The 24099-nt window shown below is 36.3% G+C and carries 35 protein-coding genes; 31 read left to right on the top strand and 4 right to left on the bottom strand.

The window, feature by feature from the left end; all coding sequences use genetic code 11:
* Window positions 1–566: 566 nt before the first annotated feature.
* The 5 genes from rpsL to QWY86_RS10400 all read left to right on the top strand — a co-directional run bounded on the left by rpsL (window position 567) and on the right by QWY86_RS10400 (window position 4496).
* Window positions 567–980, top strand: coding sequence for a 30S ribosomal protein S12 (rpsL, locus tag QWY86_RS10420; protein WP_010599925.1), 414 nt, complete (start codon window positions 567–569; stop codon window positions 978–980).
* A 17-nt stretch (window positions 981–997) separates the two neighbouring features.
* The gene (gene rpsG / locus QWY86_RS10415) at window positions 998–1465 is read left to right on the top strand and encodes a 30S ribosomal protein S7 (protein WP_056097505.1); all 468 of its coding nucleotides are present in this window, start codon (window positions 998–1000) and stop codon (window positions 1463–1465) included.
* A gap of 135 nt (window positions 1466–1600) precedes the next feature.
* Entirely contained in the window at window positions 1601–3715 is a 2115-nt protein-coding gene (fusA, locus tag QWY86_RS10410; RefSeq protein WP_290241728.1) for an elongation factor G, read from the top strand.
* A 133-nt stretch (window positions 3716–3848) separates the two neighbouring features.
* On the top strand, window positions 3849–4154 hold the full coding sequence (gene rpsJ / locus QWY86_RS10405; RefSeq protein WP_008244591.1) for a 30S ribosomal protein S10: 306 nt from the start codon (window positions 3849–3851) through the stop codon (window positions 4152–4154).
* Between the two features lie 96 nt (window positions 4155–4250).
* Window positions 4251–4496 (top strand): hypothetical protein, encoded by a 246-nt coding sequence (locus QWY86_RS10400; protein WP_290241681.1) that lies wholly within the window; start codon window positions 4251–4253, stop codon window positions 4494–4496.
* A gap of 12 nt (window positions 4497–4508) precedes the next feature.
* On the opposite strand, the gene QWY86_RS10395 is transcribed toward QWY86_RS10400, so the two are convergent.
* Window positions 4509–5168, bottom strand: coding sequence for a response regulator transcription factor (locus QWY86_RS10395; RefSeq protein WP_290241680.1), 660 nt, complete (start codon window positions 5166–5168; stop codon window positions 4509–4511).
* Between the two features lie 242 nt (window positions 5169–5410).
* Between QWY86_RS10395 and QWY86_RS10390 the strand changes: the two genes are divergently transcribed.
* Complete coding sequence (locus QWY86_RS10390; protein ID WP_290241679.1) at window positions 5411–5662, top strand: hypothetical protein; 252 nt, start codon at window positions 5411–5413, stop codon at window positions 5660–5662.
* A gap of 60 nt (window positions 5663–5722) precedes the next feature.
* On the opposite strand, the gene QWY86_RS10385 is transcribed toward QWY86_RS10390, so the two are convergent.
* Together QWY86_RS10385 and QWY86_RS10380 are read right to left on the bottom strand one after the other, a co-directional pair.
* Complete coding sequence (locus tag QWY86_RS10385; protein WP_290241678.1) at window positions 5723–5917, bottom strand: YtxH domain-containing protein; 195 nt, start codon at window positions 5915–5917, stop codon at window positions 5723–5725.
* A gap of 12 nt (window positions 5918–5929) precedes the next feature.
* On the bottom strand, window positions 5930–6310 hold the full coding sequence (locus QWY86_RS10380) for a hypothetical protein (protein ID WP_290241677.1): 381 nt from the start codon (window positions 6308–6310) through the stop codon (window positions 5930–5932).
* Between the two features lie 149 nt (window positions 6311–6459).
* On the opposite strand from QWY86_RS10380, the gene dgt reads away from it, so the two are divergent.
* From dgt to QWY86_RS10360, 4 genes are all read left to right on the top strand, one after another.
* Window positions 6460–7803 (top strand): dGTP triphosphohydrolase, encoded by a 1344-nt coding sequence (gene dgt / locus QWY86_RS10375; protein WP_290241676.1) that lies wholly within the window; start codon window positions 6460–6462, stop codon window positions 7801–7803.
* A 241-nt stretch (window positions 7804–8044) separates the two neighbouring features.
* Window positions 8045–10381, top strand: coding sequence for a DUF8740 domain-containing protein (locus tag QWY86_RS10370; protein ID WP_290241675.1), 2337 nt, complete (start codon window positions 8045–8047; stop codon window positions 10379–10381).
* A gap of 5 nt (window positions 10382–10386) precedes the next feature.
* Window positions 10387–10905 carry a T9SS type B sorting domain-containing protein gene (locus tag QWY86_RS10365; protein WP_290241674.1) on the top strand — a complete coding sequence of 173 codons (519 nt, stop codon included), beginning with the start codon at window positions 10387–10389 and terminating at the stop codon, window positions 10903–10905.
* Between the two features lie 5 nt (window positions 10906–10910).
* Entirely contained in the window at window positions 10911–11807 is an 897-nt protein-coding gene (locus QWY86_RS10360; protein ID WP_290241672.1) for a PorP/SprF family type IX secretion system membrane protein, read from the top strand.
* A 43-nt stretch (window positions 11808–11850) separates the two neighbouring features.
* On the opposite strand, the gene QWY86_RS10355 is transcribed toward QWY86_RS10360, so the two are convergent.
* Complete coding sequence (locus QWY86_RS10355; protein WP_290241669.1) at window positions 11851–12462, bottom strand: hypothetical protein; 612 nt, start codon at window positions 12460–12462, stop codon at window positions 11851–11853.
* Between the two features lie 84 nt (window positions 12463–12546).
* Between QWY86_RS10355 and QWY86_RS10350 the strand changes: the two genes are divergently transcribed.
* The 21 genes from QWY86_RS10350 to rpsE all read left to right on the top strand — a co-directional run bounded on the left by QWY86_RS10350 (window position 12547) and on the right by rpsE (window position 24095).
* Window positions 12547–13803 (top strand): prephenate dehydrogenase, encoded by a 1257-nt coding sequence (locus tag QWY86_RS10350; RefSeq protein ID WP_290241666.1) that lies wholly within the window; start codon window positions 12547–12549, stop codon window positions 13801–13803.
* Between the two features lie 352 nt (window positions 13804–14155).
* A complete protein-coding gene (locus tag QWY86_RS10345) occupies window positions 14156–14992 on the top strand; it encodes a sulfite exporter TauE/SafE family protein (RefSeq protein ID WP_290241664.1) in 837 nt (278 codons plus the stop codon).
* Window positions 14992–15372: a DUF1634 domain-containing protein gene (locus QWY86_RS10340; RefSeq protein ID WP_290241662.1), complete on the top strand. Its 381-nt coding sequence runs from the start codon at window positions 14992–14994 to the stop codon at window positions 15370–15372. The genes QWY86_RS10345 and QWY86_RS10340 overlap by 1 nt, the downstream gene beginning before the upstream one ends.
* Window positions 15373–15631: 259 nt before the next feature.
* Window positions 15632–16249: a 50S ribosomal protein L3 gene (rplC, locus tag QWY86_RS10335; protein ID WP_290241746.1), complete on the top strand. Its 618-nt coding sequence runs from the start codon at window positions 15632–15634 to the stop codon at window positions 16247–16249.
* 4 nt (window positions 16250–16253) lie between these two features.
* The gene (gene rplD, locus QWY86_RS10330) at window positions 16254–16883 is read left to right on the top strand and encodes a 50S ribosomal protein L4 (RefSeq protein WP_231459157.1); all 630 of its coding nucleotides are present in this window, start codon (window positions 16254–16256) and stop codon (window positions 16881–16883) included.
* 1 nt (window position 16884) lies between these two features.
* Window positions 16885–17175, top strand: a complete 291-nt coding sequence (gene rplW / locus QWY86_RS10325; RefSeq protein WP_231459159.1) for a 50S ribosomal protein L23 — start codon at window positions 16885–16887, stop codon at window positions 17173–17175.
* 20 nt (window positions 17176–17195) lie between these two features.
* A complete protein-coding gene (gene rplB / locus QWY86_RS10320) occupies window positions 17196–18020 on the top strand; it encodes a 50S ribosomal protein L2 (RefSeq protein WP_290241658.1) in 825 nt (274 codons plus the stop codon).
* Entirely contained in the window at window positions 18020–18286 is a 267-nt protein-coding gene (gene rpsS, locus QWY86_RS10315; RefSeq protein ID WP_290241656.1) for a 30S ribosomal protein S19, read from the top strand. Before rplB ends, rpsS begins: the two co-directional genes overlap by 1 nt.
* Window positions 18287–18293: 7 nt before the next feature.
* Window positions 18294–18653, top strand: a complete 360-nt coding sequence (rplV, locus tag QWY86_RS10310) for a 50S ribosomal protein L22 (protein WP_231459164.1) — start codon at window positions 18294–18296, stop codon at window positions 18651–18653.
* A gap of 10 nt (window positions 18654–18663) precedes the next feature.
* Window positions 18664–19506: a 30S ribosomal protein S3 gene (gene rpsC / locus QWY86_RS10305; protein ID WP_290241654.1), complete on the top strand. Its 843-nt coding sequence runs from the start codon at window positions 18664–18666 to the stop codon at window positions 19504–19506.
* 40 nt (window positions 19507–19546) lie between these two features.
* Entirely contained in the window at window positions 19547–19969 is a 423-nt protein-coding gene (gene rplP, locus QWY86_RS10300; protein ID WP_010599903.1) for a 50S ribosomal protein L16, read from the top strand.
* A gap of 73 nt (window positions 19970–20042) precedes the next feature.
* Window positions 20043–20255, top strand: coding sequence for a 50S ribosomal protein L29 (gene rpmC / locus QWY86_RS10295; protein ID WP_056097521.1), 213 nt, complete (start codon window positions 20043–20045; stop codon window positions 20253–20255).
* A 13-nt stretch (window positions 20256–20268) separates the two neighbouring features.
* Complete coding sequence (rpsQ, locus tag QWY86_RS10290) at window positions 20269–20523, top strand: 30S ribosomal protein S17 (protein ID WP_010599901.1); 255 nt, start codon at window positions 20269–20271, stop codon at window positions 20521–20523.
* A 1-nt stretch (window position 20524) separates the two neighbouring features.
* Window positions 20525–20893 carry a 50S ribosomal protein L14 gene (gene rplN / locus QWY86_RS10285; protein ID WP_010599900.1) on the top strand — a complete coding sequence of 123 codons (369 nt, stop codon included), beginning with the start codon at window positions 20525–20527 and terminating at the stop codon, window positions 20891–20893.
* A 1-nt stretch (window position 20894) separates the two neighbouring features.
* Window positions 20895–21236 carry a 50S ribosomal protein L24 gene (rplX, locus tag QWY86_RS10280; protein ID WP_290241648.1) on the top strand — a complete coding sequence of 114 codons (342 nt, stop codon included), beginning with the start codon at window positions 20895–20897 and terminating at the stop codon, window positions 21234–21236.
* Complete coding sequence (gene rplE / locus QWY86_RS10275) at window positions 21236–21802, top strand: 50S ribosomal protein L5 (protein WP_056097523.1); 567 nt, start codon at window positions 21236–21238, stop codon at window positions 21800–21802. The genes rplX and rplE overlap by 1 nt, the downstream gene beginning before the upstream one ends.
* Window positions 21802–22071: a 30S ribosomal protein S14 gene (rpsN, locus tag QWY86_RS10270; protein WP_231459173.1), complete on the top strand. Its 270-nt coding sequence runs from the start codon at window positions 21802–21804 to the stop codon at window positions 22069–22071. Before rplE ends, rpsN begins: the two co-directional genes overlap by 1 nt.
* Window positions 22072–22223: 152 nt before the next feature.
* Window positions 22224–22622 carry a 30S ribosomal protein S8 gene (rpsH, locus tag QWY86_RS10265; RefSeq protein ID WP_025145213.1) on the top strand — a complete coding sequence of 133 codons (399 nt, stop codon included), beginning with the start codon at window positions 22224–22226 and terminating at the stop codon, window positions 22620–22622.
* A gap of 19 nt (window positions 22623–22641) precedes the next feature.
* Entirely contained in the window at window positions 22642–23199 is a 558-nt protein-coding gene (gene rplF / locus QWY86_RS10260) for a 50S ribosomal protein L6 (protein WP_290241642.1), read from the top strand.
* 5 nt (window positions 23200–23204) lie between these two features.
* The gene (rplR, locus tag QWY86_RS10255; protein WP_290241639.1) at window positions 23205–23558 is read left to right on the top strand and encodes a 50S ribosomal protein L18; all 354 of its coding nucleotides are present in this window, start codon (window positions 23205–23207) and stop codon (window positions 23556–23558) included.
* A gap of 18 nt (window positions 23559–23576) precedes the next feature.
* Window positions 23577–24095, top strand: coding sequence for a 30S ribosomal protein S5 (rpsE, locus tag QWY86_RS10250; protein ID WP_010599893.1), 519 nt, complete (start codon window positions 23577–23579; stop codon window positions 24093–24095).
* Window positions 24096–24099: the final 4 nt, after the last annotated feature.

Genomic DNA, 24099 nt, shown 5'->3' with positions numbered 1-24099 from the left:
AGCCGTAAAAAGAGGAACACCGTATCTTGCCGAAATAGCAACCTAAATTAATGCTACTCAGAAAAATTAATTAACCTTTTATTTGCAAAAACCATAGAATACAGGGCTATTTTACTTAAACCTCTGCAGGGAAAATCCTTCATAGCTTTACAAACCAAAGTAATTTAAACCCGATAAACGCGGAAATACTTTTTATTGTAGTGTCTTAAATTATTATTAACTGTTTTCCATGAAAAACCAACTTAAACTAAGCATTGCAGATGTTAAAAAGATTGGAGCACTAGCGGGGCCGAACCGAATAAAAGAATTACAGAAATTGCTTTTCTAAAAAAAACTATCACTTAGATTGAGATGCCGAAATAAATTAAGCCATGATGAGCCTATTACTTAAAATTTGCAACGCCCTAATCTTCAACTTAAAACTTATTACTTACCACATTAAACTTTTTCTCCTAACCCCTTGATTTATAAAAAGAATTGTTCTACTTTTGCAGTCCGTTTTATGGGCTATCTGCAAGGATGCCGGGGGAGCGGTAAATTTTTAATAAAAAACATAAAAAAGCACAATGCCAACTATTCAACAATTAGTTAGAAAAGGTAGAGTAGCACTGGAGTTCAAGAGTAAGTCTCCAGCGTTGGACAGCTGTCCACAGCGAAGAGGTGTATGTACACGTGTGTACACCACTACCCCTAAAAAACCAAACTCAGCAATGCGTAAAGTAGCCCGTGTTCGTTTAACGAACGGTAAAGAGGTGAATGCTTACATTCCTGGAGAAGGTCACAACTTACAAGAGCACTCAATCGTTTTGATTCGTGGTGGTCGTGTTAAAGATTTACCAGGTGTACGTTACCACATCATTCGTGGTGCATTAGATACATCAGGCGTTGCTGGTCGTAACCAACGTCGTTCTAAATATGGTACTAAACGTCCTAAACCAGGTCAAGCAGCTGCTGCACCTGCAAAAGGAAAGAAAAAATAATCGGGAGGAAATAAGAAATGAGAAAGTCAAAACCAAAAAAGAGAATTATTCTTCCTGATCCAAAATTTAATGATGTTCAGGTAACTCGTTTTGTAAACAATATGATGTACGATGGTAAAAAATCTATCGCTTATTCTATTTTTTATGATGCTGTTGAAATTGCTGAGAAAAAAGCAGGTGAAAACGGTTTAGAGATATTTAAACGTGCTTTAACTAACATTATGCCAGCTGTAGAGGTTAAATCTCGCCGCGTTGGTGGTGCTAACTTCCAGGTTCCAACTGAGGTTAGACCAGAACGTAAAACAGCTCTAGGTATGAAATGGTTAATTTTATATGCTCGTCGTCGTGGTGAAAAAACGATGAAAGAGAAATTAGCTGGCGAAATCGTTGCTGCTGCTAAAGGTGAAGGTGCTGCTGTTAAGAAGAAAGAAGATACGCATAAAATGGCTGAGGCTAACAAAGCGTTCTCTCACTTCCGTTTCTAGTAGTTTATTTACAAATTAGTAAGATTACACAGATTTAATTAGAAGATTATACTGATTAGATAAATTACACCGATTTGTTGTTTTAACATAATCGGTGTAATCATTTAAAATCAGATAAATCAACAAAAAAATATAATGGCAAGAGATTTAAAATTTACAAGAAATATCGGTATTGCAGCTCACATTGATGCAGGTAAAACTACAACAACTGAGCGTATCCTTTATTATGCTGGTGTTAGTCATAAAATTGGTGAAGTGCACGAAGGTGCTGCAACAATGGACTGGATGGCACAAGAGCAAGAGCGTGGTATTACCATTACTTCTGCTGCAACTACAGTTAACTGGAAATACAGAAACCAGAACTATCACATGAACATTATCGATACACCAGGACACGTGGATTTTACCGTAGAGGTAAACCGCTCATTACGTGTATTAGATGGTTTAGTGTTTTTGTTCTCTGCTGTTGATGGTGTTGAGCCTCAATCAGAAACTAACTGGCGTTTAGCTAACAACTATAATGTTGCTCGTATTGGTTTCGTTAACAAAATGGACCGTTCTGGAGCAGACTTCTTAAAAGTTGTTAAGCAAGTTAAAGATATGTTAGGTAGTAATGCAGTTCCATTGCAATTACCTATCGGTTCTGAAGATCAATTTAAAGGTGTTGTTGATTTAATTAACAACCGTGGTATTGTTTGGAATGAGCACGATAAAGGTATGACCTTTACTGAAGTGCCAATTCCTGATGATATGATTGATGAGGTTGCGGAATGGAGAGAGAAATTATTAGAATCAGTTGCTGATTATGATGAGTCTTTAATGGAGAAATTCTTCGACGCACCAGAAACTATTACGGAGCGTGAAGTTTTAGACGCTTTACGTGCAGCTGTTTTAGATGCTAAAATCGTTCCTATGGTATGTGGTTCATCTTTCAAAAACAAAGGTGTACAAACCATGTTGGATTACGTAATGGAATTATTGCCCTCGCCTTTAGATTCTGAAGGTGTTACTGGTACTAACCCTGATACTGGCGCTGAAATTTTATTAAAACCAAGTATTGAAGAACCATTTGCAGCTTTAGCATTTAAAATTGCAACTGACCCATTCGTAGGTCGTTTATGTTTCATCCGTGTTTATTCGGGTAACTTAGAAGCAGGTTCTTACGTTTACAATACTCGTTCAGAAAGTAAAGAGCGTATTTCTCGTATCTTCCAAATGCACGCAAACAAGCAAAACCCAGTGCCTAACGTAGCTGCTGGTGACATTGCTGCTGTAGTTGGTTTTAAAGATATCAAAACTGGTGATACACTATGCGATGAGAAAAACCCAATTATTCTTGAGTCTATGAACTTCCCTGAGCCAGTTATCGGTTTAGCTATCGAACCTAAAACTCAAGCTGACGTAGATAAATTAGGTATGGGATTATCTAAATTAGCTGAAGAAGATCCTACTTTCAGAGTACAAACTGACCAAGAAACTGGTCAAACAGTTATCTCTGGTATGGGTGAGCTTCACTTAGATATTTTAATTGACCGTTTAAAACGCGAATTTAAAGTAGAGGTTAACCAAGGTGCACCACAAGTAGCTTACAAAGAAGCTATCTTCGGTACAGCTGAACACCGTGAGGTTTACAAAAAACAATCAGGTGGTCGTGGTAAATTTGCTGATATTAAAGTTGTAATTTCTCCAATTGATGCAGATTTTGAAAAAGGTGGTTTACAATTCGTAAATGAAATTGTTGGTGGTTCAATTCCTCGTGAATTTATCCCTTCAGTTGAAAAAGGTTTTGCTTCGGCAATGACTAACGGTGTGTTAGCTGGTTACCCACTTCCAGATATGAAAGTACGTTTGATTGATGGTTCATTCCACGCAGTCGATTCAGATGCTTTATCATTTGAGCTTGCTGCTCGTATGGCATATCGTGAGGCTTTACCAAAATGTAGACCTTCTTTGATGGAGCCAATCATGAAAATCGAAATCTTAACTCCTGAAGAAAACATGGGTGATGTTATCGGTGATATGAACCGTCGTCGTGGTCAGTTGCAAGGTATGGATACTCGTAATGGTTCACAAGTTATCAAAGCATTAGTTCCACTTTCAGAAATGTTTGGTTATGTAACTCAATTACGTACAATCACTTCAGGTCGTGCAACTTCTACAATGGAGTTTGATCACTACGAGCCAGCGCCTAAAAACGTTCAAGATGAAGTTGTAGCTAAATCTAAAGGAAGAGTAAAATCTGAAGACTAGTTTTAGATTAAAGAACAAAGAGCAAGGATAAAAGATTTGTGTCTTTAATCCTTGTTCCTTAATCCTTAATCACAAAGATAAATCCGGTTCCTGTTGTTAATAGCTCTAACAGGGAATCATAATTAAAAATAAGATGAGCCAAAGAATCAGAATTAAATTAAAATCTTACGATTACAACTTAGTAGATAAATCTGCTGAGAAAATCGTAAAGACTGTTAAACCTACGGGTGCAGTTGTAAGTGGTCCAATTCCACTTCCTACAGAGAAAAAAATCTTTACTGTTTTACGTTCTCCACACGTAAACAAAAAAGCAAGAGAGCAATTCCAATTATGCGCTTATAAACGCTTATTAGATATTTATAGCTCTAACTCTAAAACAGTTGATGCTTTAATGAAACTTGAATTACCTAGTGGTGTTGAAGTTGAAATCAAAGTTTAATTGATTTTAAAAACAAAAAAGGTTGCAATGCAAATTGCAACCTTTTTTTATGCTTAATTTTTTGAAACAAAAGGGTATTTTACAGGTTTTAACTTTATGAAAAAGCCAGTAAAAAAAGAAGATTTGCCAATTGAAGGACAAGACTTTGCCAATCCGAAAGAGGCGTTAAAGGAAAAACCATCATCTCATGGTGAAGTTGCCAATCAAAAAGATGGCGATTTTTCTGATTTAGAAGAAAGCAGAATGGAAAAACCTCCTAAAAAGAGAGACACAAATGGCTCAGATAAAAGTGATGTGGATGATTTATCTGGTAATGTTGATCAAGAAAAAGGCGTTTCTTAATTAATTTTGTGACTAATCGATAATTTTATTTCTAACAACAAAATTTACTAAAGCTGCTGTATTTTTAGTCCCTGTCTTTTCAAGCAAATTTTGCCTATTGCCTTCTATTGTTCTTTTACTTGTAAATAATTTATCCGCAATTTCACTATTTGTAAAGCCCTGAGCAATTAAGTTAAGTATTTCAATTTCTCTTTTTGAAATCTCTACATTTTCTTTGAATTTCTGTGAAATATAGTCTTGAGATGAATCTGCTTTAGCTAATAAGTTTAGCGAAATACTCGTGCAGATGTAACTATAACCTTTGGTTAATTGATTAATGGCGAATATAATTTCATCAATATTTACATTTTTAAGTAAATAACCATTAGCGCCAACTTTTAATGCCTGATTAACATATTTTTCATGCTCAAGCATGGTTAAAACAAGCACTTTAATTTTGGGGTAATTAGATTTAACGGCAGTAATAAGGTCTATGCCATTTATATCAGGCATATTAATGTCAGTTAAAATTAAATCTGGGTCAATTCCCGATTCTAATAAGCTTAAGACTTCTGCTCCATTTTTTGCTTCGGCTATTATCTTAATATCTTCTTCTTTTTCTAAGAGTGCAGCAATTCCATTTCTAACAATGGCATGATCCTCAGCGAGTAATACTTTAATGTAATTTTTCAATTTCTGTGTGGAAAATCTAGTTAGTTCAGTTTCAAATATCGAAATATTTTAAAATGTGTAAGTCCGTGTTTGTACTTCAAATCATTGTATTTATACGGATTAATATTGCTTTACATGATTAAACATGGTAATTCCCATTTTGTTTACCAAAGCATTTCGTCATTTAGTTATCTATAAAAAGAATATAAACCTTTTAAAATTTTAAGTGTTATAAATACTGTAATAACCTTAAAAAAATTAAAATGAATAGTGATAATAAAAATCTTGAGCATGAAAATCAAGGTAATAGCAAAACCGATAGAGATTTGGATAATGACACTTATGGTCATAGTTCCGACCCTGATGCTTTTAAAAGGAAAAACACACCTGAGCATGTAAGTAAGGAAAATGAAGATGCCTCTAGCAAATTAAAGGATGCTAATATTATTGAAAATGATGATTTATCATCAAGAAACAGGGCAGAGGAAAAAGGACTTAATGGCAAGGATCAATAATTATACAGGGGAATCTGTATTCAATTACTGATCCTTGTTGTCTATTACTAATAATGATGCTTAATATAATCCATTGGTTTGGTTTAAGTCTTGCTTAACCTTATCTCCAAATCTTTTTGCCCTTTCTATATAATCTGGTGCTTGATCTTTTAAATCATCAATTATAGATTTCCCATCAACAACACGTTTTTTTGTTGCATAATTATACCCGTAAACAGCTGCTGCTCCAAGTATCACATATTTTAATAAGCTCATTTTTTATCTAAATTAAATTCCTGTATTTAACACGTCATCTTCATCACGTTGTTTTATATTTTGATTTTTAAAATCTTCTGATGAACTTCCAGTCCCACTTGTGGCGCTTTCAATCGTTGGATTTTTATCATTGCTATTATAAGTATCATCGCTTAAAGAATCTGCTCCTTGGGTTCCTGTATTATCCAACCCATCCCTTGCGGTAATTTTACCTCCACTGGCGATTTTTGTTGCTGCAATTTTCGAAATTGGCTCCTTTCCAAAACTTGTAACTTCGTCTCCATCATTACCTTTTTCGTAAGCTTTCTGTACATCCGATTTGTGCTTGGCTTCTTCTACATTACCAACAAAACCTTCGAGATGTTCTTGTTTATTATATATGCTCGTTTTCATAACCTAATGCGCTAAGTATAAAAAACACGCAAGAACTCAAATGGTTTTGTTTTATTGCTTTCATAATTAGGCAAATATGTTAATCCGGTTAAAATCTTCGTTATCATTTTTCAGTTTTGCTTAACTTGCGCACTACTAAATAATAATTCATGGAGTGGAGTAGGTTACTTTCGAATAAACGTTTTGGACAAGAACAGTATGGTGCAAGTACAGATAGAGCACGTTCTGATTTTCAGCGTGATTACGATAGGTTAATTTTTTCGTCGCCATTTAGAAGGTTGCAAAACAAAACTCAGGTTTTCCCATTACCAGGAAGTGTTTTTGTACATAACCGTTTAACACATAGTTTAGAGGTAGCAAGTGTTGCCCGTTCTATGGCTAATCTTTTTCTAAGCAATTTAGAAGCTAAAAATCTCAATTTAATTAAAGATGTTCCATTAATAAACGAGGTAGGAAATATTGTAGCAGCCGCATCTTTAGCTCACGATTTAGGCAACCCTGCTTTCGGGCATTCTGGAGAAGCTGCAATTTCAAGATATTTTACCGATGGTGATGGTAAGACCTATCAAAAGGAAATGAATGAATCGCAATGGCACGACTTAATCAATTTTGAAGGGAATGCCAACGCAATTAGAATTTTAACCCATCCGTTAAAAGGTAAGGGGAATGATGCTTACGCCTTAACATATTCAACACTTGCTTCGATTGCAAAGTATCCTTGCGCCTCTATTGCAGGCAAGCAAAAGGGCTTGCTGCACAGAAAAAAGTATGGTTTTTTTCAATCAGAACAAGATAGCTTTTTGAAAATCGCTTCTGAATTAGGAATGGAGAAAGAGGAAGGAGAATTCTTAATTTATAAACGTCATCCATTGGTTTATTTGGTTGAAGCAGCTGATGATATTTGTTACAGCATTATTGATTTGGAAGATGCTCATCGGTTAAAAATTCTATCATACGAAGAAGTAAAGAACTTTTTAATTCCTTTTGCCAATTCTAAAACAATTGAAGATAGGCTTAAAAACGATTATGAAGATGATGATGCTAAAATTGGATTGTTAAGAGCCAAGGCGATTAATACGCTGACAACAATTTGTGCTGATATATTTTATAATGAACAGGAAAACCTTTTAAATGGAACTTTAAATAAAAGCTTAACTGATTTACTACCCGAGCCATATATAACAGCATGGAAGGCTGTAGAAAAAATCTCGATAGAAAGAATTTATAATTTCTCCTCTGTTATTCAAAAAGAAGTTGCTGGTTATAAAATAATGGCAGGGCTTTTGGAAGAATTTGTTCCTGCATTAATTCATAATAATACGCACTATTATCAAAAATTAGTAAAACTAATTCCTAAGCAGTATCATACTGATAAAACAGATATTTACTCCAGAACGCAAAGTGTACTAGATTTCGTTTCAGGAATGACAGATTTATATGCTGTAGATTTATACCGCAACATTAAGGGGATTTCTTTCCCTTCGGAAACATAATCATTAGATAAAACAGGTGTAATTTTGGTTAATTTCTAATAGGTTTTTAATCTCATAATCTGCTTTTGTGTAAAAAACAAATTTCTTGATCAGTGTTTATGCTATTTTTTTTAAGCTTTTCTTAAAGTTCTGAAGCATTTCGTGTAAACTTGACTAGTCAGGTTATACTAATTATTAGATTTGAGAGTTAAGCTGTGCCTTCATCCGCATTGTTTTTCTAAAAAGATCACATTCCCGTTAAATGAAAAGAAATTTACTAATTGCTTTGCTATTCGTTGGCATGGCATTTTTTGCGAAGGCACAAGCACCTCAGCAATTCAACTATCAAGGAGCTGCTAGAAATACAAATGGGACACCATTATCAAATAAGAGCATCGCTTTAAGAATTAGTATACTGGATGCAACCTCAACCGGAAATGCTCAATATACAGAAGTTCGAAATGTTGTAACCAATCCTTTCGGGTTATATAGTGTAATTATTGGCAGTGCTGGAGCCACATCTACAACAGGAACAATGGCTGCTGTTACTTGGGGCACAGGCTTAAAGTTTATTAAGGTTGAAATAGATCCTGACAATGGAAGCAATTTTATTCTAGCTGGTACAGCTCAACTCCTTAGTGTGCCATACGCATTGTATTCAGCTAACGGGCCAACTGGTGCTAAAGGCGATACTGGTGCTACCGGAGCTGTTGGTCCTCAGGGTGCTATAGGTCCCGCTGGTCCTCAGGGAATAAAAGGTGATGTTGGTGCAACTGGCCCACAAGGAAGTATTGGTTTAACTGGTCCTGCCGGACCAACCGGACCAGTGGGAGCAACTGGTAGTACCGGAGCAGTGGGTCCGCAAGGTCCAATAGGGCTTACAGGAGCAGCAGGCCCGGCTGGACCACAAGGTTTAAAAGGTGATATAGGTGCAGTAGGCCCACAAGGTCCCATTGGTTTAACAGGCCCAGCCGGAGCAACCGGACCAACGGGTGCACAAGGTACTACTGGTGCAGTAGGTCCGCAAGGCCCAATTGGTTTAACAGGTCCTGCCGGACTTCAAGGAGTTACTGGTGCAACAGGTGCACAAGGACCGGTTGGCCCATCTACCGGCGTTGCCGGAGGAGATTTAGCAGGCAACTATCCTAATCCTACTGTGGCTAATCTTCAAGGTAAAACCTTATCTGCACCAAATCCTCTAAATAATCAAGTATTATTGTTTGATGGTTCAATCTGGAAACCTGTAACTTTAGATGTAGGGAATATCAGTGGCGGAAAATCTTTAAGCTCAACAGATTTAAGTGTCGATGCGAATGGAGCATCAGCTTTGCTAAAAGACGTTGTTGTAAATATTAATAATGGAGCAGTAACCACTCTTAAGTTGGCAGATGGAGCTGTTGCTACTTTAAAGCTTGCAGATGCGGCAGTAACTTCTGTAAAAATTGGTAGTAAAGAAGTTAAAACTGTAAATATTGATGATGCAGCTGTTGGTACACTTCAACTCGCAAACGCATCTGTATCTGTTGCAAAACTAACTACCGCTGGGGTAACAGATGCAAATAAGGTATATATTACCAATACAACTTCAGGTGTACCAGAATTGATTAGTAGAAATGCATTTATTAATTCTTCGGGCTGGGCATTAAGGGGTAATACAGGCAATCAAGATAATGTAACAAACCTTTTGGGTAACACAGATGACGTTGCCATTAATTTCACAATAAATGGTCAAAAATCTGGAAGAATAGGCAATTCTTTAGATTTGAATGTTTCTTATGGCTATAGGACCATAACTAATAACATTACAGGATATTATAATAGTGCTTTCGGTAAAGAATCGCTTTCATTAAATAATTCTGGTTACGAGAATAGCTCTTTTGGTTATTTGGCAATGCAAAGAAATATGAGTGGTTTTAATAACTCTGCATTTGGTTCGCAAGCATTATTGGTGAATACATCTGGCTCTGATAACACTGCAATTGGTACAAATTCATTGATAAGGAATATTAGTGGAACTGGAAATACAGGTATTGGAAGTAACTCATTAACATTTAATACCGGAAATGATAATACAGCACTTGGACACTCTGCTGGTGCGGCAATAACTACAGGTACTGGCAATATTTTAATTGGAAATAATGCTGGCAGTACCTTAACTACCAACAATAATACATTAGTTATTGCAAATACCAATACTGCATTGCCATTAATTTCAGGGCAAATGGCATCCAATGGTGGTACATTAACTTTAAATAATGGTTTGGGTACCGCAACTTCTGCTCCATCAGCAACAAGTACGTTAAATATCAATGGCTCATTTGCAGCTGGTATTTTAAGATATACAACAGGAGGAAGTTTAACCTTAAATGAGAGTCATCATTCAGTTAGAATTCTTGGGGCATTGGCTACATCTATTACCTTACCTGCTGCTGCTGATGTTAAAGGCAGAGTTTATAGAATTATAAATGGTTCTGCTGCTGCTTTAAGTTTTGTAACAGCTGTGGTAAATCCTGATGGAACTGCAATTGCAGCGCCGGCGATTAATCAGGTTATTACGATTCAAAGTGACGGAACGGATTGGGTAAAAATTTCACAGTAATCGCAATGAGCAAACTCTACTCAATTATAGGCTGTATGATGCTGGCGTGTCTTTTTCTGACTACTAAAGCGCAAACAAATATACCCGCCAATCTTCCACAGGTTGTAAATGCAGCAAGTAGCTATGGTAAAATCAATAATTTATATTTCGATTTTTCAATTGGTGAAATGGTATTGGTTGAAACTTTTCAATCAAACGGTATTAGTTTAACCCAGGGATTTTTACAGCCAATAATAATATCGCAAAATGCAAATGATTTAATTGTGGTTAACAACTTTCTAACGCCAAACGGAGATGGAAAAAATGATTTCTTCGTGGTGAAAGGTTTAGAAAAATATCTAAATAATAAGATTAAGATAGTTGATAGGGCAGGACGCGTTATCTACAGTGCTTCAAATTATCAAAATGATTGGGACGGATATTTTAATGGAAAGCCTCTTGCTGAAGATACTTATTACTACATTATCGATTTGGATAATGCCGGTACTGCTAAAGGTTTTATCTCTATAATTTATAAAAAATAACGGCTTTGAAAAAGATAAAAATATACATCATAGGGCTGTTATTAATTTTTGCACTGCAACCAGCATATAGTCAGCTTAATCCAATGGGCAGTGTTTATTACCAAAATCAATATTTGGCTAACCCTGCAATGGCGGGTATAGATACAATGATAAATCTAAATGGTGCTTTCAAAGCACAATGGACAAGTATTAAAGGTTCTCCAAGAATTCAGTACCTAACTGGCGATTTACAGTTAAAAAGCAAAAAGGTAGGTTTGGGGATATTAATTTATAATGAAAGTGCAGGTTTAATAAACAGAACCAGAGCAACGTTTAGTTATGCTTATCACTTAAAACTTAACCGAGATTCCAGTTATATCGATTTTGGATTATCTGCTGGTGTAATGAATGAATGGCTTGATTTAGGTAAAGCCATAGGCGATGTGAATGACGATGTTTTAGCTAATTTCAGAGATAGACAATTATATCTCGATGGCGATTTTGGCTTAGCTTATAGAAACGATAAACTAACAGTTCAAGGCTCATTGCCAAATTTGAAAAGATTTTTTAAGCGAGATCAAATTAGAAATGTTGTAGATAGATCCATCTATTTCGTTGGAGCTGGTTATAAAATTAAAACAAAAAGTCAAACCCTTAATGTAATTGAACCGAAAATTGTATTTAGAGGGATTGAAAATTATAAAGGCATTTTAGATCTAGGCGCAAATTTTGGTTTTTTGCAAGAAAAATTTGCGGTAAGTGGTATTTATCACAGTACCAATAGCGTAACATTTGGAGCTGCGCTCAATTATCAACGTAAACTTCAGCTTTTGCTTCAGTACACCACAAATACTTCAGCTTTGCAAAATTATAGTAATGGCGAGTTTGAAATCGGATTGCGATACAGCTTCCGAAAATTTTAGCAAAAAAATAGGTTCGTTTTTTATAGCGAACCTATTTTGATATTTATCTCCTGCCCATATCGTCCCATTTGTTCCGTTCATCTTGTAACTCTCTGGCAAGTTTCATCTCTTTATCCTTAGCCTTAACCTTATGTGCCTGAAACTCATCTGCTACTTCTTGATAAAGTTGTGTGCGGTAAGTTGCTTCTTTTCTATATTTCCCGGTTTGGAGTATAACAATAGCTAATGCAGCAGCCAAAACAATAATGATTGCCCATACAATTGTGTTGTAAGTGCCCTTATTAAAAGAAATTCCTAAAAAATTAATTTCATTTACAGAAGCCGTAGCGCTCGCTAACGAACTCTCTTTGCCAGATACCTCACCTTTTAAACTGGAAATGTTTTCAGCCTGAGTTTTAATCTGCTGTTTAGATTCTACTAGTTGTTTTCGTTCTTTACGCAATGTATCGCTTACACTTTTCCATAAACTTGTTAACCTAGCCGGATTAATGAGTTTTGCTCCATACAAGGTTTTAGATTTTTTTAACATAAACTGATACTGTCCGTTTAAGGATGGGTCAGTGTTCTTTGATGTATCTTGCTGTGCATGTGCAAATGCAACGTTTAAAAATAGTAGCGCTCCTAAACAATAAAGGATGTGTTTAATTTTCTGCATAGTTTAAATGTAAATGTTAAAATGTAAAACTACATTTTTATATAATTTATTATAAATTAATTTCTGATAGATTACATTTGTTTCATGCAAATAGGAATTATTGGGTTAGGCGATATGGGAAAATTGTATGCCCAATCGTTTGCAAAAGCTGGTTATAAGGTATGTGGAGCAGATATACCTTTGCGCTACAACGATTTAAAGCAAGAGCTTGAACCAAGAGGTATTGAAATTTTGAATGATGGGCATGAAGTTTCAAGAAAATCTGATTTTATAATTTACTGTGTTGAGGCAGAGAAAATCGATGAAGTTGTAGCAGATTTTGCGCTATCAACAAAATACGGGGCAATAGTTGCGGGGCAAACTTCTGTAAAACATCCAGAGATTGCTGCTTTTGAGAAACATCTTCCTAAAGAAACGCAAATAGTAACGTGCCATTCTTTACACGGTCCGGCCTTTAGTCCTGAAGGACAAACTTTAGTTGTGGTTAGGCACCGGGCAACAGATGAGGTTTATTCAAAAGCATTAGAAATATATAAATCATTAAAATCAAACATTATCGAAATGGATGATTTTCATGAGCATGACAGAATTGTTGCCGATACACAAGCTGTTACCCACATGGGGTTTGAAAGTATGGGTTCAGCTTGGAAAAACGCTGGTTTTTTTCCGTGGGATAATCCTTCCTATTCCGGAGGTATAGATAATGTTAAAATCTTAACCACGCTCAGAATTTTCAGTTACAAATCTCACATCTACGCAGGTTTGGCAATTTTAAACCCTTATGCTCAAAAGCAAGTTAAATATTACGCACAAGCAGAATCTGAACTTTTCAAATTAATGATTTGCGAAAATGAAACAGACTTTAGAGCAAAAATTTATGCTGCCCGCGATTTTGTATTTCACGAAAGTCGAAAGCTATTGCTATTAGATGATAACATAATGAAAGAATTTAGCTTATCTGATGCTAATCATAAACAAAAACCAAACTCGCATTTAAGTTTATTGAGTATGGTTTATGCCTGGTACAAAATGGGTGTCAATCCTTACGATAACTTAATTTGTCAGACACCTCCATTCAAACTTCGTTTAGGTATAGCCGAATATCTTTTTAAAAATGAAGATATGCTTGAGGAGTCTATTCAAACCGCTTTGTATGATAAATCCATCCGTGGAGACGATTTGGAATTTCATACGGCGGTACATGAGTGGGCATCGATAATTGGTTACGGAGATTTAAAAGGTTACAAAGAACACTTCGAAGCTGCAAAATCTTTCTTCGCTAACAGATTAAATGATGGAAGAGATTTAAGTGCCGAGATGATTAAGAGGTTGGGGAAATAATTATAGAATGACTGAGTGACTGAATTTTGAATATGTCGTATTTGTCGCTTAATGACGTATTTGACGTTTAAATATGAGTCTTTCACCGTCTTTTGACCGTCGGTATGCCGTCGCTATGCCGTCGGTATACCGTTCACCAACCAATTTTTTGTCAACTTATTTGGTTTAGCGTACTCAATATCTTAAAATTTGTAACTGTAGTTGATGCTCAAGCCTATTTACTATTAACCATTTCCTACTATCAATCTTCCTTAATCCATCTCCCATTTTACATCTTCCATATACCATATAGACTTTATTTTATTGCTTTAATCTTTCGTTTCCCTATAATTAGTCGCTTATATTTGCCCACATGTCGGTATTATTATTTACGATTATTGTGTTATTGGGTGCTTTTTTAGCAGGCTTATTAGGTTCTTTAACGGGTTTAGGGGGTGGTGTAATTATTATTCCGTTACTAACTTTGGCTTTAGGTGTAGATATTCATTATGCAATTGGTGCTTCAATTGTTTCTGTAATTGCTACTTCTTCGGGTTCTGCAGCCGCCTATGTAAAAGAAGGAATTACCAATATCCGGATAGGTATGTTTCTGGAAATCGCCACTACCGTTGGAGCAATTTGCGGAGCTGTAATTGCTGTTTACCTGAATGCAAATTATATTGCCATCATATTTGGGTGTATTTTGATTTTCTCTGCCATCATGACTTTGAAAAAAAAGGTAGACCATTCTACTATGGACTATTCAAATAGATGGGCAAAATTCTTCAAGCTTAATGGCAGTTATCCAGATAAAGGTGTAGAATATAATTATGCTGTTAAAAATGTTCCAGGTGGTTTTTTTATGATGCTTTTCGCTGGTACACTATCAGGTTTGTTAGGTATAGGCAGTGGCGCTTTAAAAGTTATCGCAATGGATAATATTATGCGTTTGCCATTTAAGGTATCTACCACCACCAGTAATTTTATGATGGGCGTTACTGCCGCTGCAAGCGCAATTGTTTATTTACATCGTGGGCAAATAGATCCTGGCATTGCAATGCCGGTTTGCATTGGTGTATTGGCAGGCGCAACCATTGGTTCAAAAATTTTATTAAGAACAAATACTGATAAATTAAAAATTGTATTCGCTATTGTAGTTACATTTTTAGCACTTCAAATGATTTATAAAGGCATATCAGGCATAATGTAATGAGAGAGATTAAAGAAAAAGACATTCAGGTTTTATTAGGAACGCTCCTAAGAGCAGGCGTAATCATCTCCATGAGCATCGTATTAATCGGTGGGGTTATCTTTTTGGTGCACAACAACGGTGCAATTATTGATTATAAAGTGTTTACGCCAGAGGTATCAAAATTTTCATCGGTGTTAGAAATCTTAAAAGGCGTAACAAGCCTTCAAGGCGATGCCATTGTTCAGTTTGGGGTTTTAATGCTTATCTTCACGCCCATTGCCCGTATCGTATTCGCCATATTTAGCTTTTCTCTTGAAAAAGATTATCTGTATGTATTAATAGGTTTCATAATTTTAGCCATAATAGCCATTAGTTTAAGCGGTGGTATAGCACATTAATAATATTTTTTTAGCAAACTGCAATCTATTAGCATATCATTTGATAACCAGAATGATTTTTCCATAATAGCACATTTTCTGTAATGAAATCATGGTCGCTTCAACGCCTTTGAAAAAAAATCAATAATAGTTAAAAATTTTTTAGCTAACTATTTGAAAATTAATAATTCTTGCCTATCTTTGCCCTCCCTTTCGGGGGATGCACAACCACCTTGAACGAAGCCCTACTGCTTCGATGGGTGTTAAATTAAAAGATAAAATGTCAGGAATTATTGGAAAAAAAGTAGGAATGACCAGTATCTTCGATGCAGACGGAAAAAACATTCCATGTACTGTAATCGAGGCTGGGCCTTGTGTAGTTACACAAGTGAAGACCGAAGAAAAAGACGGGTATTCATCTATTCAGTTAGGATACGATGAGAAAAAAGAGAAAAACACAACTCAACCGTTAAAAGGCCATTTCGCGAAAGCAAACACAACTCCGAAACGCAAGCTGGTAGAATTCAACTCATTTACAACAGAACTTAATTTAGGTGATGTGGTAACTGTAGATGCATTTGCAGAAGGCGATTTTGTTGATGTTGTAGGTACCTCAAAAGGTAAAGGTTTTCAAGGTGTTGTAAAACGCCACGGATTTGCCGGTGTTGGTATGCAGACTCACGGTCAGCATAACCGTTTACGTGCCCCAGGTTCATTGGGAGCATCATCATTCCCATCACGTGTATTCAAAGGAATGCGCATGGCAGGAAGAACAGGTGGAGACAGAGTGAAAGTTCAAAACTTACAGGTTTTGAAGGTTTATGCTGAGCAAAACTTATTAGTAGTTAGTGGTTCCATTCCAGGAGCTAAAGGTTCTTACGTAATCTTAGACAAGTAATCAGATGGAAGTTAAAGTATTAAACATTTCAGGTAAAGAAACAGGTGCCAAGGTGCAACTTCCTGAATCGGTATTTGGTATCGAGCCTAACGACCACGCGATTTATTTAGATGTTAAACAGTATTTGGCTAACCAACGTCAAGGTACTCACAAATCTAAACAACGTAATGAGATTGCTGGTTCAACTCGTAAACTATACAAACAAAAAGGTACAGGTGGTGCAAGAGCAGGTAGCATTAAATCTCCGTTATTTAACGGTGGTGGTCGTGTTTTCGGTCCTCAACCACGTGATTACAGTTTTAAATTGAACAAGAAATTAAAATCATTAGCACGTAAATCTGCTTTAGCTTACAAAGCAAAAGATAACAACGTGGTAGTTTTAGAAGATTTCAACTTCGATACAATTAAAACTAAAAACTATACAAGTTTATTAGCTGCGTTAAACGTAGGTACACAAAAAACTTTGTTGGTTTTACCTTCACAAAATAATAATATCTATTTATCAAGCAGAAACGTAGAGAAAACTAAAGTAATTACTGCAGCAGATTTAAATACATATGATGTATTAAACGCAGGTGTACTTGTTTTAACTGCAGATTCTGTTAAAACTTTGGAGGAGGCATTTGCCAAGTAATATGGAAATTTTAAAAAAACCAATATTAACCGAAAAAGCTTCAGGTTTAACTGAAAAATTAAACGTTTTCACGTTTAGCGTTAATCATAAAGCAAATAAATTACAGATTAAATCTGCAATCGAAAAACTTTATGGAGTAACTATCGTAGCCATCAATACTATGGTTGTAGATGGTAAAGCTAAATCTCGTTATACTAAAGCAGGTTTTGTTTCTGGCCGTAGCCCGAAATACAAAAAAGCAATTGTAACGTTGAAAGACGGTGAAACAATAGATTATTACGCAAATCTTTAATTTAATTATTAATTATAACTATGGGCTTAAGAAAATTTAAACCAGTTACTCCGGGTACCCGCTTTAGAGTAGGGGCCAGCTTTACGGAGATTACAGCAACCAAGCCCGAAAAATCATTGGTTGTATCATCAAAAAAGTCTGGTGGACGTAACAACACAGGTAAAATGACTATGCGCTACATGGGTGGTGGTCATAAAAAATCATATCGTTTAATCGACTTCAAACGCGATAAATTCGATATTCCTGCAACAGTAGCTACTGTTGAATACGATCCGAACCGTACTGCCCGCATCGCATTATTGAATTATGCAGATGGCGAGAAGCGTTACATTATTGCTCCTGAAGGATTACAAGTTGGTTCGGTATTATTATCGGGCGATACTGCAGCTCCAGAAGTAGGTAACACTTTAAAATTATCAAACATTCCATTAGGTTCTATCGTTCACAACGTAGAAATCCATCCTGGAAAAGGAGCACAATTAGCTCGTAGTGCAGGTGCTTATGCACAATTAGCTGCCCGCGATGGTAAATATGCTACTTTAAAAATGCCTTCTGGCGAAACCCGTTTAATCTTGACTACTTGTCTTGCTACTATCGGTGCTGTATCTAACTCAGATCACGCAAACGAAGTATTAGGTAAAGCTGGTCGTAAACGTTGGTTAGGTCGTCGTCCGAGAACTAGACCGGTAGCGATGAACCCAGTAGATCACCCAATGGGTGGTGGTGAAGGTAGATCATCAGGTGGTCACCCACGTTCGAGAAATGGTGTATTGGCTAAAGGCTACAAAACCAGAGAACTTAAAAAATATTCTAATCGTTTCATCGTAGAAAGAAGGAAGAAATAATGGCACGTTCGATAAAAAAAGGACCTTATATTGATCATAACGTTGAGAAGAAAGTAAACGCTATGAACGATTCGGGCAAAAAATCTGTAATCAAAACTTGGTCTCGTAGATCAATGATTTCACCAGATTTCGTTAATCATACATTTGCAGTACACAACGGTAATAAATTCATTCCCGTATATGTTACAGAAAACATGGTTGGTCACAAGTTGGGAGAATTTGCTCCAACCAGAACATTCAGAGGACACGCTGAAAAGAAAAAATAATTAGACAATGGAAGCAATAGCAAAATTAAACAATTGTCCAACCTCACCGCGTAAGATGCGTTTGGTTGTAGATCTTATCAGAGGTGAACGTGTTGAGAAAGCATTAAGTGTTTTAAAGTTTACCAATAAAGAAGCAGCAATAAGAGTTGAGAAATTATTATTATCTGCAATTAACAACTGGGAAGCTAAAAATGGTAAAACTTCTGATGGAAGTGAACTATTTGTTAAAACAATTATGGTAGATGGTGGTCGTCAACTTAAACGTTTACGTCCGGCACCTCAAGGCCGTGGATATAGAATTCGTAAGCGTTCTAATCACATCACGCTGATTGTAGATAGTAAAAATACAGAAACAACTCAAAACTAATTTAAAGGAAATGGGACAAAAAGCAAATCCAATAGGTGCCAGATTAGGTATCATCAAAGGATGGGATTCTAATTGGTTCGGTGGCAATAACTACTCCGATAAATTAGTTGAAGATGAGAAAATAAGAAAATACCTTTCTGCTCGTATCGCTAAAGGTGGTGTTGCAAAGGTAGTTATTGAGCGTACTTTAAAACGTATCACTGTAACTATCCACACAGCTCGCCCAGGTATCGTAATCGGTAAAGCAGGTGCTGAGGTTGATAAAATTAAAGAAGAGTTAAAGCAATTGACTAAAAAGGAAATTCAAATTAACATCTTCGAAATTAAACGCCCAGAGCTTGATGCACAATTAGTTGCAGAAGGTGTTGCAAAACAATTAGAAGCAAGGATCTCATTCCGTAGAGCAATGAAATCTTCTATCGCATCAACAATGCGTATGGGTGCTGAAGGTATTAAAATCATGACTTCTGGTCGTTTAGGTGGTGCTGAGATGGCACGTACTGAGCAGTACAAAGAAGGAAGAGTACCTTTGCATACATTCCGTGCTGATATTGACTATGCTTTAGCTGAAGCTTTAACCACTTATGGTAAAATCGGTGTTAAAGTATGGATCTGTAAAGGTGAAGTTTATGGAAAACGTGATTTGTCTCCAAACATTGGTGCAACAAACAACGGTCCAAAAGGCGCATCTGATAAACCAGCATTCGGTGGTAGAGATAACAGAGGTGGTGGAAGAGACAACCGTGGTGGTAACGACAGACGTGGTGGAAACCAGGGCGGCGGTCGTGGTCCGGGCCAAGGTGGTGCAAACAGAGGTGGTGGCGCAGGCGCTAACAGAGGTCCTCGTAAATAATTGATTTATTAACATCGTTTAACGATTAGAACAAAATAAAATGTTACAGCCAAAAAGAACGAAGTTCAGGAAGATGCAAAAAGGCAGAATGAAGGGTTTAGCTTCTCGTGGAGCTGAATTAGCATTCGGATCTTTCGGTATCAAATCTTTAGAAGCAACTTGGATTACAAGTCGCCAGATAGAGGCTGCCCGTATCGCGGTAACACGTTTCATGAAACGTGAAGGCCAAGTATGGATCAGAATTTTCCCTGACAAACCGGTAACTAAAAAACCTGCCGAAGTACGTATGGGTAAAGGTAAGGGTGCTCCTGAATACTGGGTAGCAGTGGTAAGACCAGGACGCGTAATTTTCGAAGCTGAAGGTGTGCCTTTAGAAGTTGCTAAAGAAGCATTACGTTTAGCCGCACAGAAATTACCAATCCAAACAAAATTTGTAGTACGTAGAGATTACGTAGAAGCATAATAAAGTGTTGAGATGAATGTTGTAAATACTTGTTTATTATAACCGCTACACTCAACCGTAAAGAAAAATAAAAATGAAAAATTCAGAAATCACAGGGCTTTCAAAAGAAGAATTAGTAGCTAAGATTGCGGAAGAAAAAGAGAACTTATCAAAATTAAAGTTCGCTCATACTATTTCAGCTATCGAGAATCCTTCTCGTATTGCTAAAGTAAGAAAAGACATAGCCCGTTTAAACACTGAACTGACTAAAGTAAAAAACGCTGAGTCAGCTACTGAAACTAATTAATTTGAGAGTCGAAATGGAAAGACAATTAAGAAAAACAAGAACCGGGTTAGTGGTAAGCAACAAGATGGATAAATCTGTTGTAGTGAGCGTGGAACGTAAAGTAAAACACCCGATTTATGGTAAGTTCGTAAAGAAAACTACCAAATTTATGGCTCATGATGAGAAAAATGAATGCGGTATCGGTGATACAGTATTAATCATGGAAACTCGTCCATTGAGTAAAAACAAGAACTGGAGATTGGTACAAATTTTAGAAAGAGCTAAATAAGATGGTACAACAGGAATCGAGATTAAACGTTGCTGATAACAGCGGCGCAAAAGAAGTATTAGTAATTCGTGTGCTAGGTGGAACCGGCAAGCGTTATGCTTCAATTGGTGATAAAGTAGTTGTTACCGTAAAAAGCGCTTTACCGTCAGGTAATATTAAAAAAGGTACAGTTTCTAAAGCAGTTGTTGTAAGAACAAAAAAAGAAATCCGTCGTAAAGATGGTTCTTATATCCGTTTTGACGATAATGCTGCTGTATTATTGAACGCACAGGATGAGCCAAGAGGTACACGTATCTTTGGCCCGGTTGCGAGAGAACTACGTGAAAAACAATTCATGAAAATTGTATCATTAGCACCGGAGGTATTATAAAATGGGAAACAAAGTAAATACACCATCAAAACTTAAAATCCGCACTGGAGATTTAGTTAAAGTAATTGCTGGCGATTCAAAAGGTCAACAAGGAAAAGTACTTTCAGTACAAATAGATAAAAACAGAGCCATTGTAGAAGGCATTAACTTAGTATCTAAACATACTAAACCAAATGCTGCAAATCCTAACGGTGGTATTATTAAAAAAGAGGCTGCTCTTCATATTTCTAACTTGATGTTGGTTGATCCAAAATCTGGTAAAGCTACACGCGTGGGTCGTAAACTTAACGCTGATGGCAAAATCGTTAGAGTTGCTAAAATATCAGGAGAGGAGATTAAATAATGGCTACTACACCAAGACTAAAAAGCAAATACAAAGAAGAAGTTGTAAGTGCTTTAAAAGAAAAATTTCAGTACAAAACTGTAATGCAGGTTCCTAAATTAGAGAAAATCTGTATCAATCAGGGTGTAGGTCGTTTTTCTGTAACGGATAAAAAGATTATGGACACGACAATCGTTGAGTTGACTACTATTACTGGTCAGCAAGCGGTTCCGGCTCAATCTAAAAAAGATATCTCGAACTTTAAATTACGTAAAGGTATGCCTGTAGGTGTGCGTGTAACGTTACGTGATAACAATATGTACGAGTTTTTAGATCGTTTGATTTCTGTAGCTTTGCCACGTATTCGTGATTTCAAAGGTATCAATGATAAAGGATTTGATGGAAAAGGTAACTACACCTTAGGTGTTACTGAGCAAATCATTTTCCCTGAGATTAATATCGATAAAATCAATAAAATTTTAGGGATGGATATAACTTTCGTAACTTCGGCAAAATCTGACGTTGAGGCTCTTGAGTTATTGAAACAATTCGGATTACCATTTAAAAATCAAAAAACAGCAGAATAATGGCAAAAGAAGGTGTAAAAGCACGCGAAGTAAAGCGCCAAAAATTGGTAGCTAGATACGCTGAGAAACGTGCAGCTTTAAAAGCTGCAGGAGATTTAGAGGGTTTAGATAAATTACCTAAAAACTCATCTCCGGTACGTTTACACAACCGTTGTAAATTAACTGGTCGTCCACGTGGATATATGCGTACCTTTGGTATTTCAAGGGTAACTTTCCGCCAAATGGCTTTAGACGGTAAAATACCAGGGGTTAAAAAAGCATCTTGGTAATATAGCTTAAAACAAAATGTTTCAAAGTCTAAAGCGATTTTATTCGCTTTAGTCTTTGTGCTTTTGTATTTTTGCAAAAAAAATAGAATTTTAACCGATAGCAGGTCCCACAGCTGGGTAGCAGAAGGAAACCACTATCAAAAACAATTATAATGAATACAGATCCAATAGCAGATTATTTAACAAGAGTAAGGAATGCCATTAAGGCCAACCACCGTGTTGTAGAAATTCCTGCATCAAACCTTAAAAAAGAAATTACTAAAGTTCTTTTCGATAAAGGTTACATCGCGAACTATAAGTTTGAAGATACTACAGTTCAAGGCATTATTAAAATCGCTTTGAAATACAATCCAATTACTAAAGTTCCTGCTATTCGTACATTAGTGCGAGTAAGTAAACCAGGTTTGAGAAACTATGCTGGTGTAGAAAATATGCCAAGAGTATTAAACGGTTTAGGTATCGCAATCTTATCTACTTCTAAAGGTGTAATGACTGATAAAGAAGCAGCCAAATTAAACATTGGTGGTGAGGTATTGTGTCACGTTTATTAATATTTAGGAGAACAACACAATGTCAAGAATAGGAAAAGCCCCAATTACAATCCCTGCAGGTGTTACTGTTACCGTATCAAAAGATAACGTTGTAACTGTAAAAGGACCTAAAGGTGAATTAACACAAGCAGTAGATTCAGATATCACTGTAAGTCAAGAGGAAGGTACTTTAACAGTTAACCGTCCATCAGAGCAAAAGAAACACAAAGCTTTACATGGTTTATATCGTTCGTTAATTAACAACATGGTTGTTGGTGTAACAGATGGTTATAAATTAGAGCAAGAATTAGTAGGTGTTGGTTACCGTGCAACAAATCAAGGTAATACTTTGGATTTAGTTTTAGGTTATTCTCACCACTATGTATTCCAATTGCCACAAGAAATTAAAGTAACTACGACATCAGAAAAAGGTCAAACACCTAAAATCATTTTAGAAAGTATTGACAAACAATTGATTGGACAAGTAGCAGCGAAAATCCGTTCGTTACGTGCACCGGAGCCATATAAAGGTAAAGGTATCAAGTTTGTAGGTGAAGTGTTAAGAAGAAAAGCAGGTAAATCAGCGTCTAAAAAATAGTAATCATGGCAGGTAAAAAATTATCAAGAAGAGATCGTATTAAAAAAGGGATCAGAAAAAGACTTACCGGTTCGGAAGAGCGTCCAAGGTTATCTGTATATAGAAGCAATAAAGGGATTTATGCTCAGGTAATTAACGATGTAACCGGTACAACAATCGCTTCGGCATCATCATTATCGAAAGATTTTGCTGGTACTGGAAATAAATCAGACCAATCAGTTGCAGTAGGTAAATTAGTAGCCGAAAAAGCAATTGCTGCAGGTGTAAAACAAGTTGTTTTCGATAGAAATGGCTATTTATACCACGGTCGTGTAAAATCGTTAGCAGAAGGTGCTCGCGAGGCTGGTCTAGTATTTTAATCTGAAAGAAAAAGTAAGATGTCAACTATTAATATAAAAAGAGTTAAAACCACCGATATCGAATTAAAGGATCGTTTGGTTAGTATACAACGTGTTGCCAAAGTAACCAAAGGTGGTCGTACTTTCAGCTTCTCAGCAATTGTTGTTGTTGGAGATGAGAACGGTGTTGTTGGTTTCGGTTTAGGTAAAGCGAAAGAAGTAACTGAAGCAATTGCAAAGGGTGTGGATGATGCTAAAAAGAACTTAGTAAAAGTTCCAATTTTAAACGGTACTGTTCCTCACGAGCAAATCGGTAAATTCTCTGGTGGTTTTGTTTTAATCAAACCAGCGGCAGTAGGTACTGGTGTAATTGCAGGTGGTGCAATGCGTGCTGTATTAGAGAGTGCTGGTGTACACAACGTACTTGCAAAATCTAAAGGTTCATCAAATCCTCACAACGTGGTAAAAGCAACTGTTGATGCATTGACTAAAATGCGTGATGCTTATACAGTAGCTCAAACTCGTGGTATCGATTTAAACAAAGTTTTTAACGGATAATATC

The sequence above is a fragment of the Pedobacter aquatilis genome (assembly GCF_030409415.1).
Classification (GTDB): Bacteria; Bacteroidota; Bacteroidia; order Sphingobacteriales; family Sphingobacteriaceae; genus Pedobacter; species Pedobacter aquatilis.
This window is presented reverse-complemented; position numbering and strand designations above follow the sequence as displayed.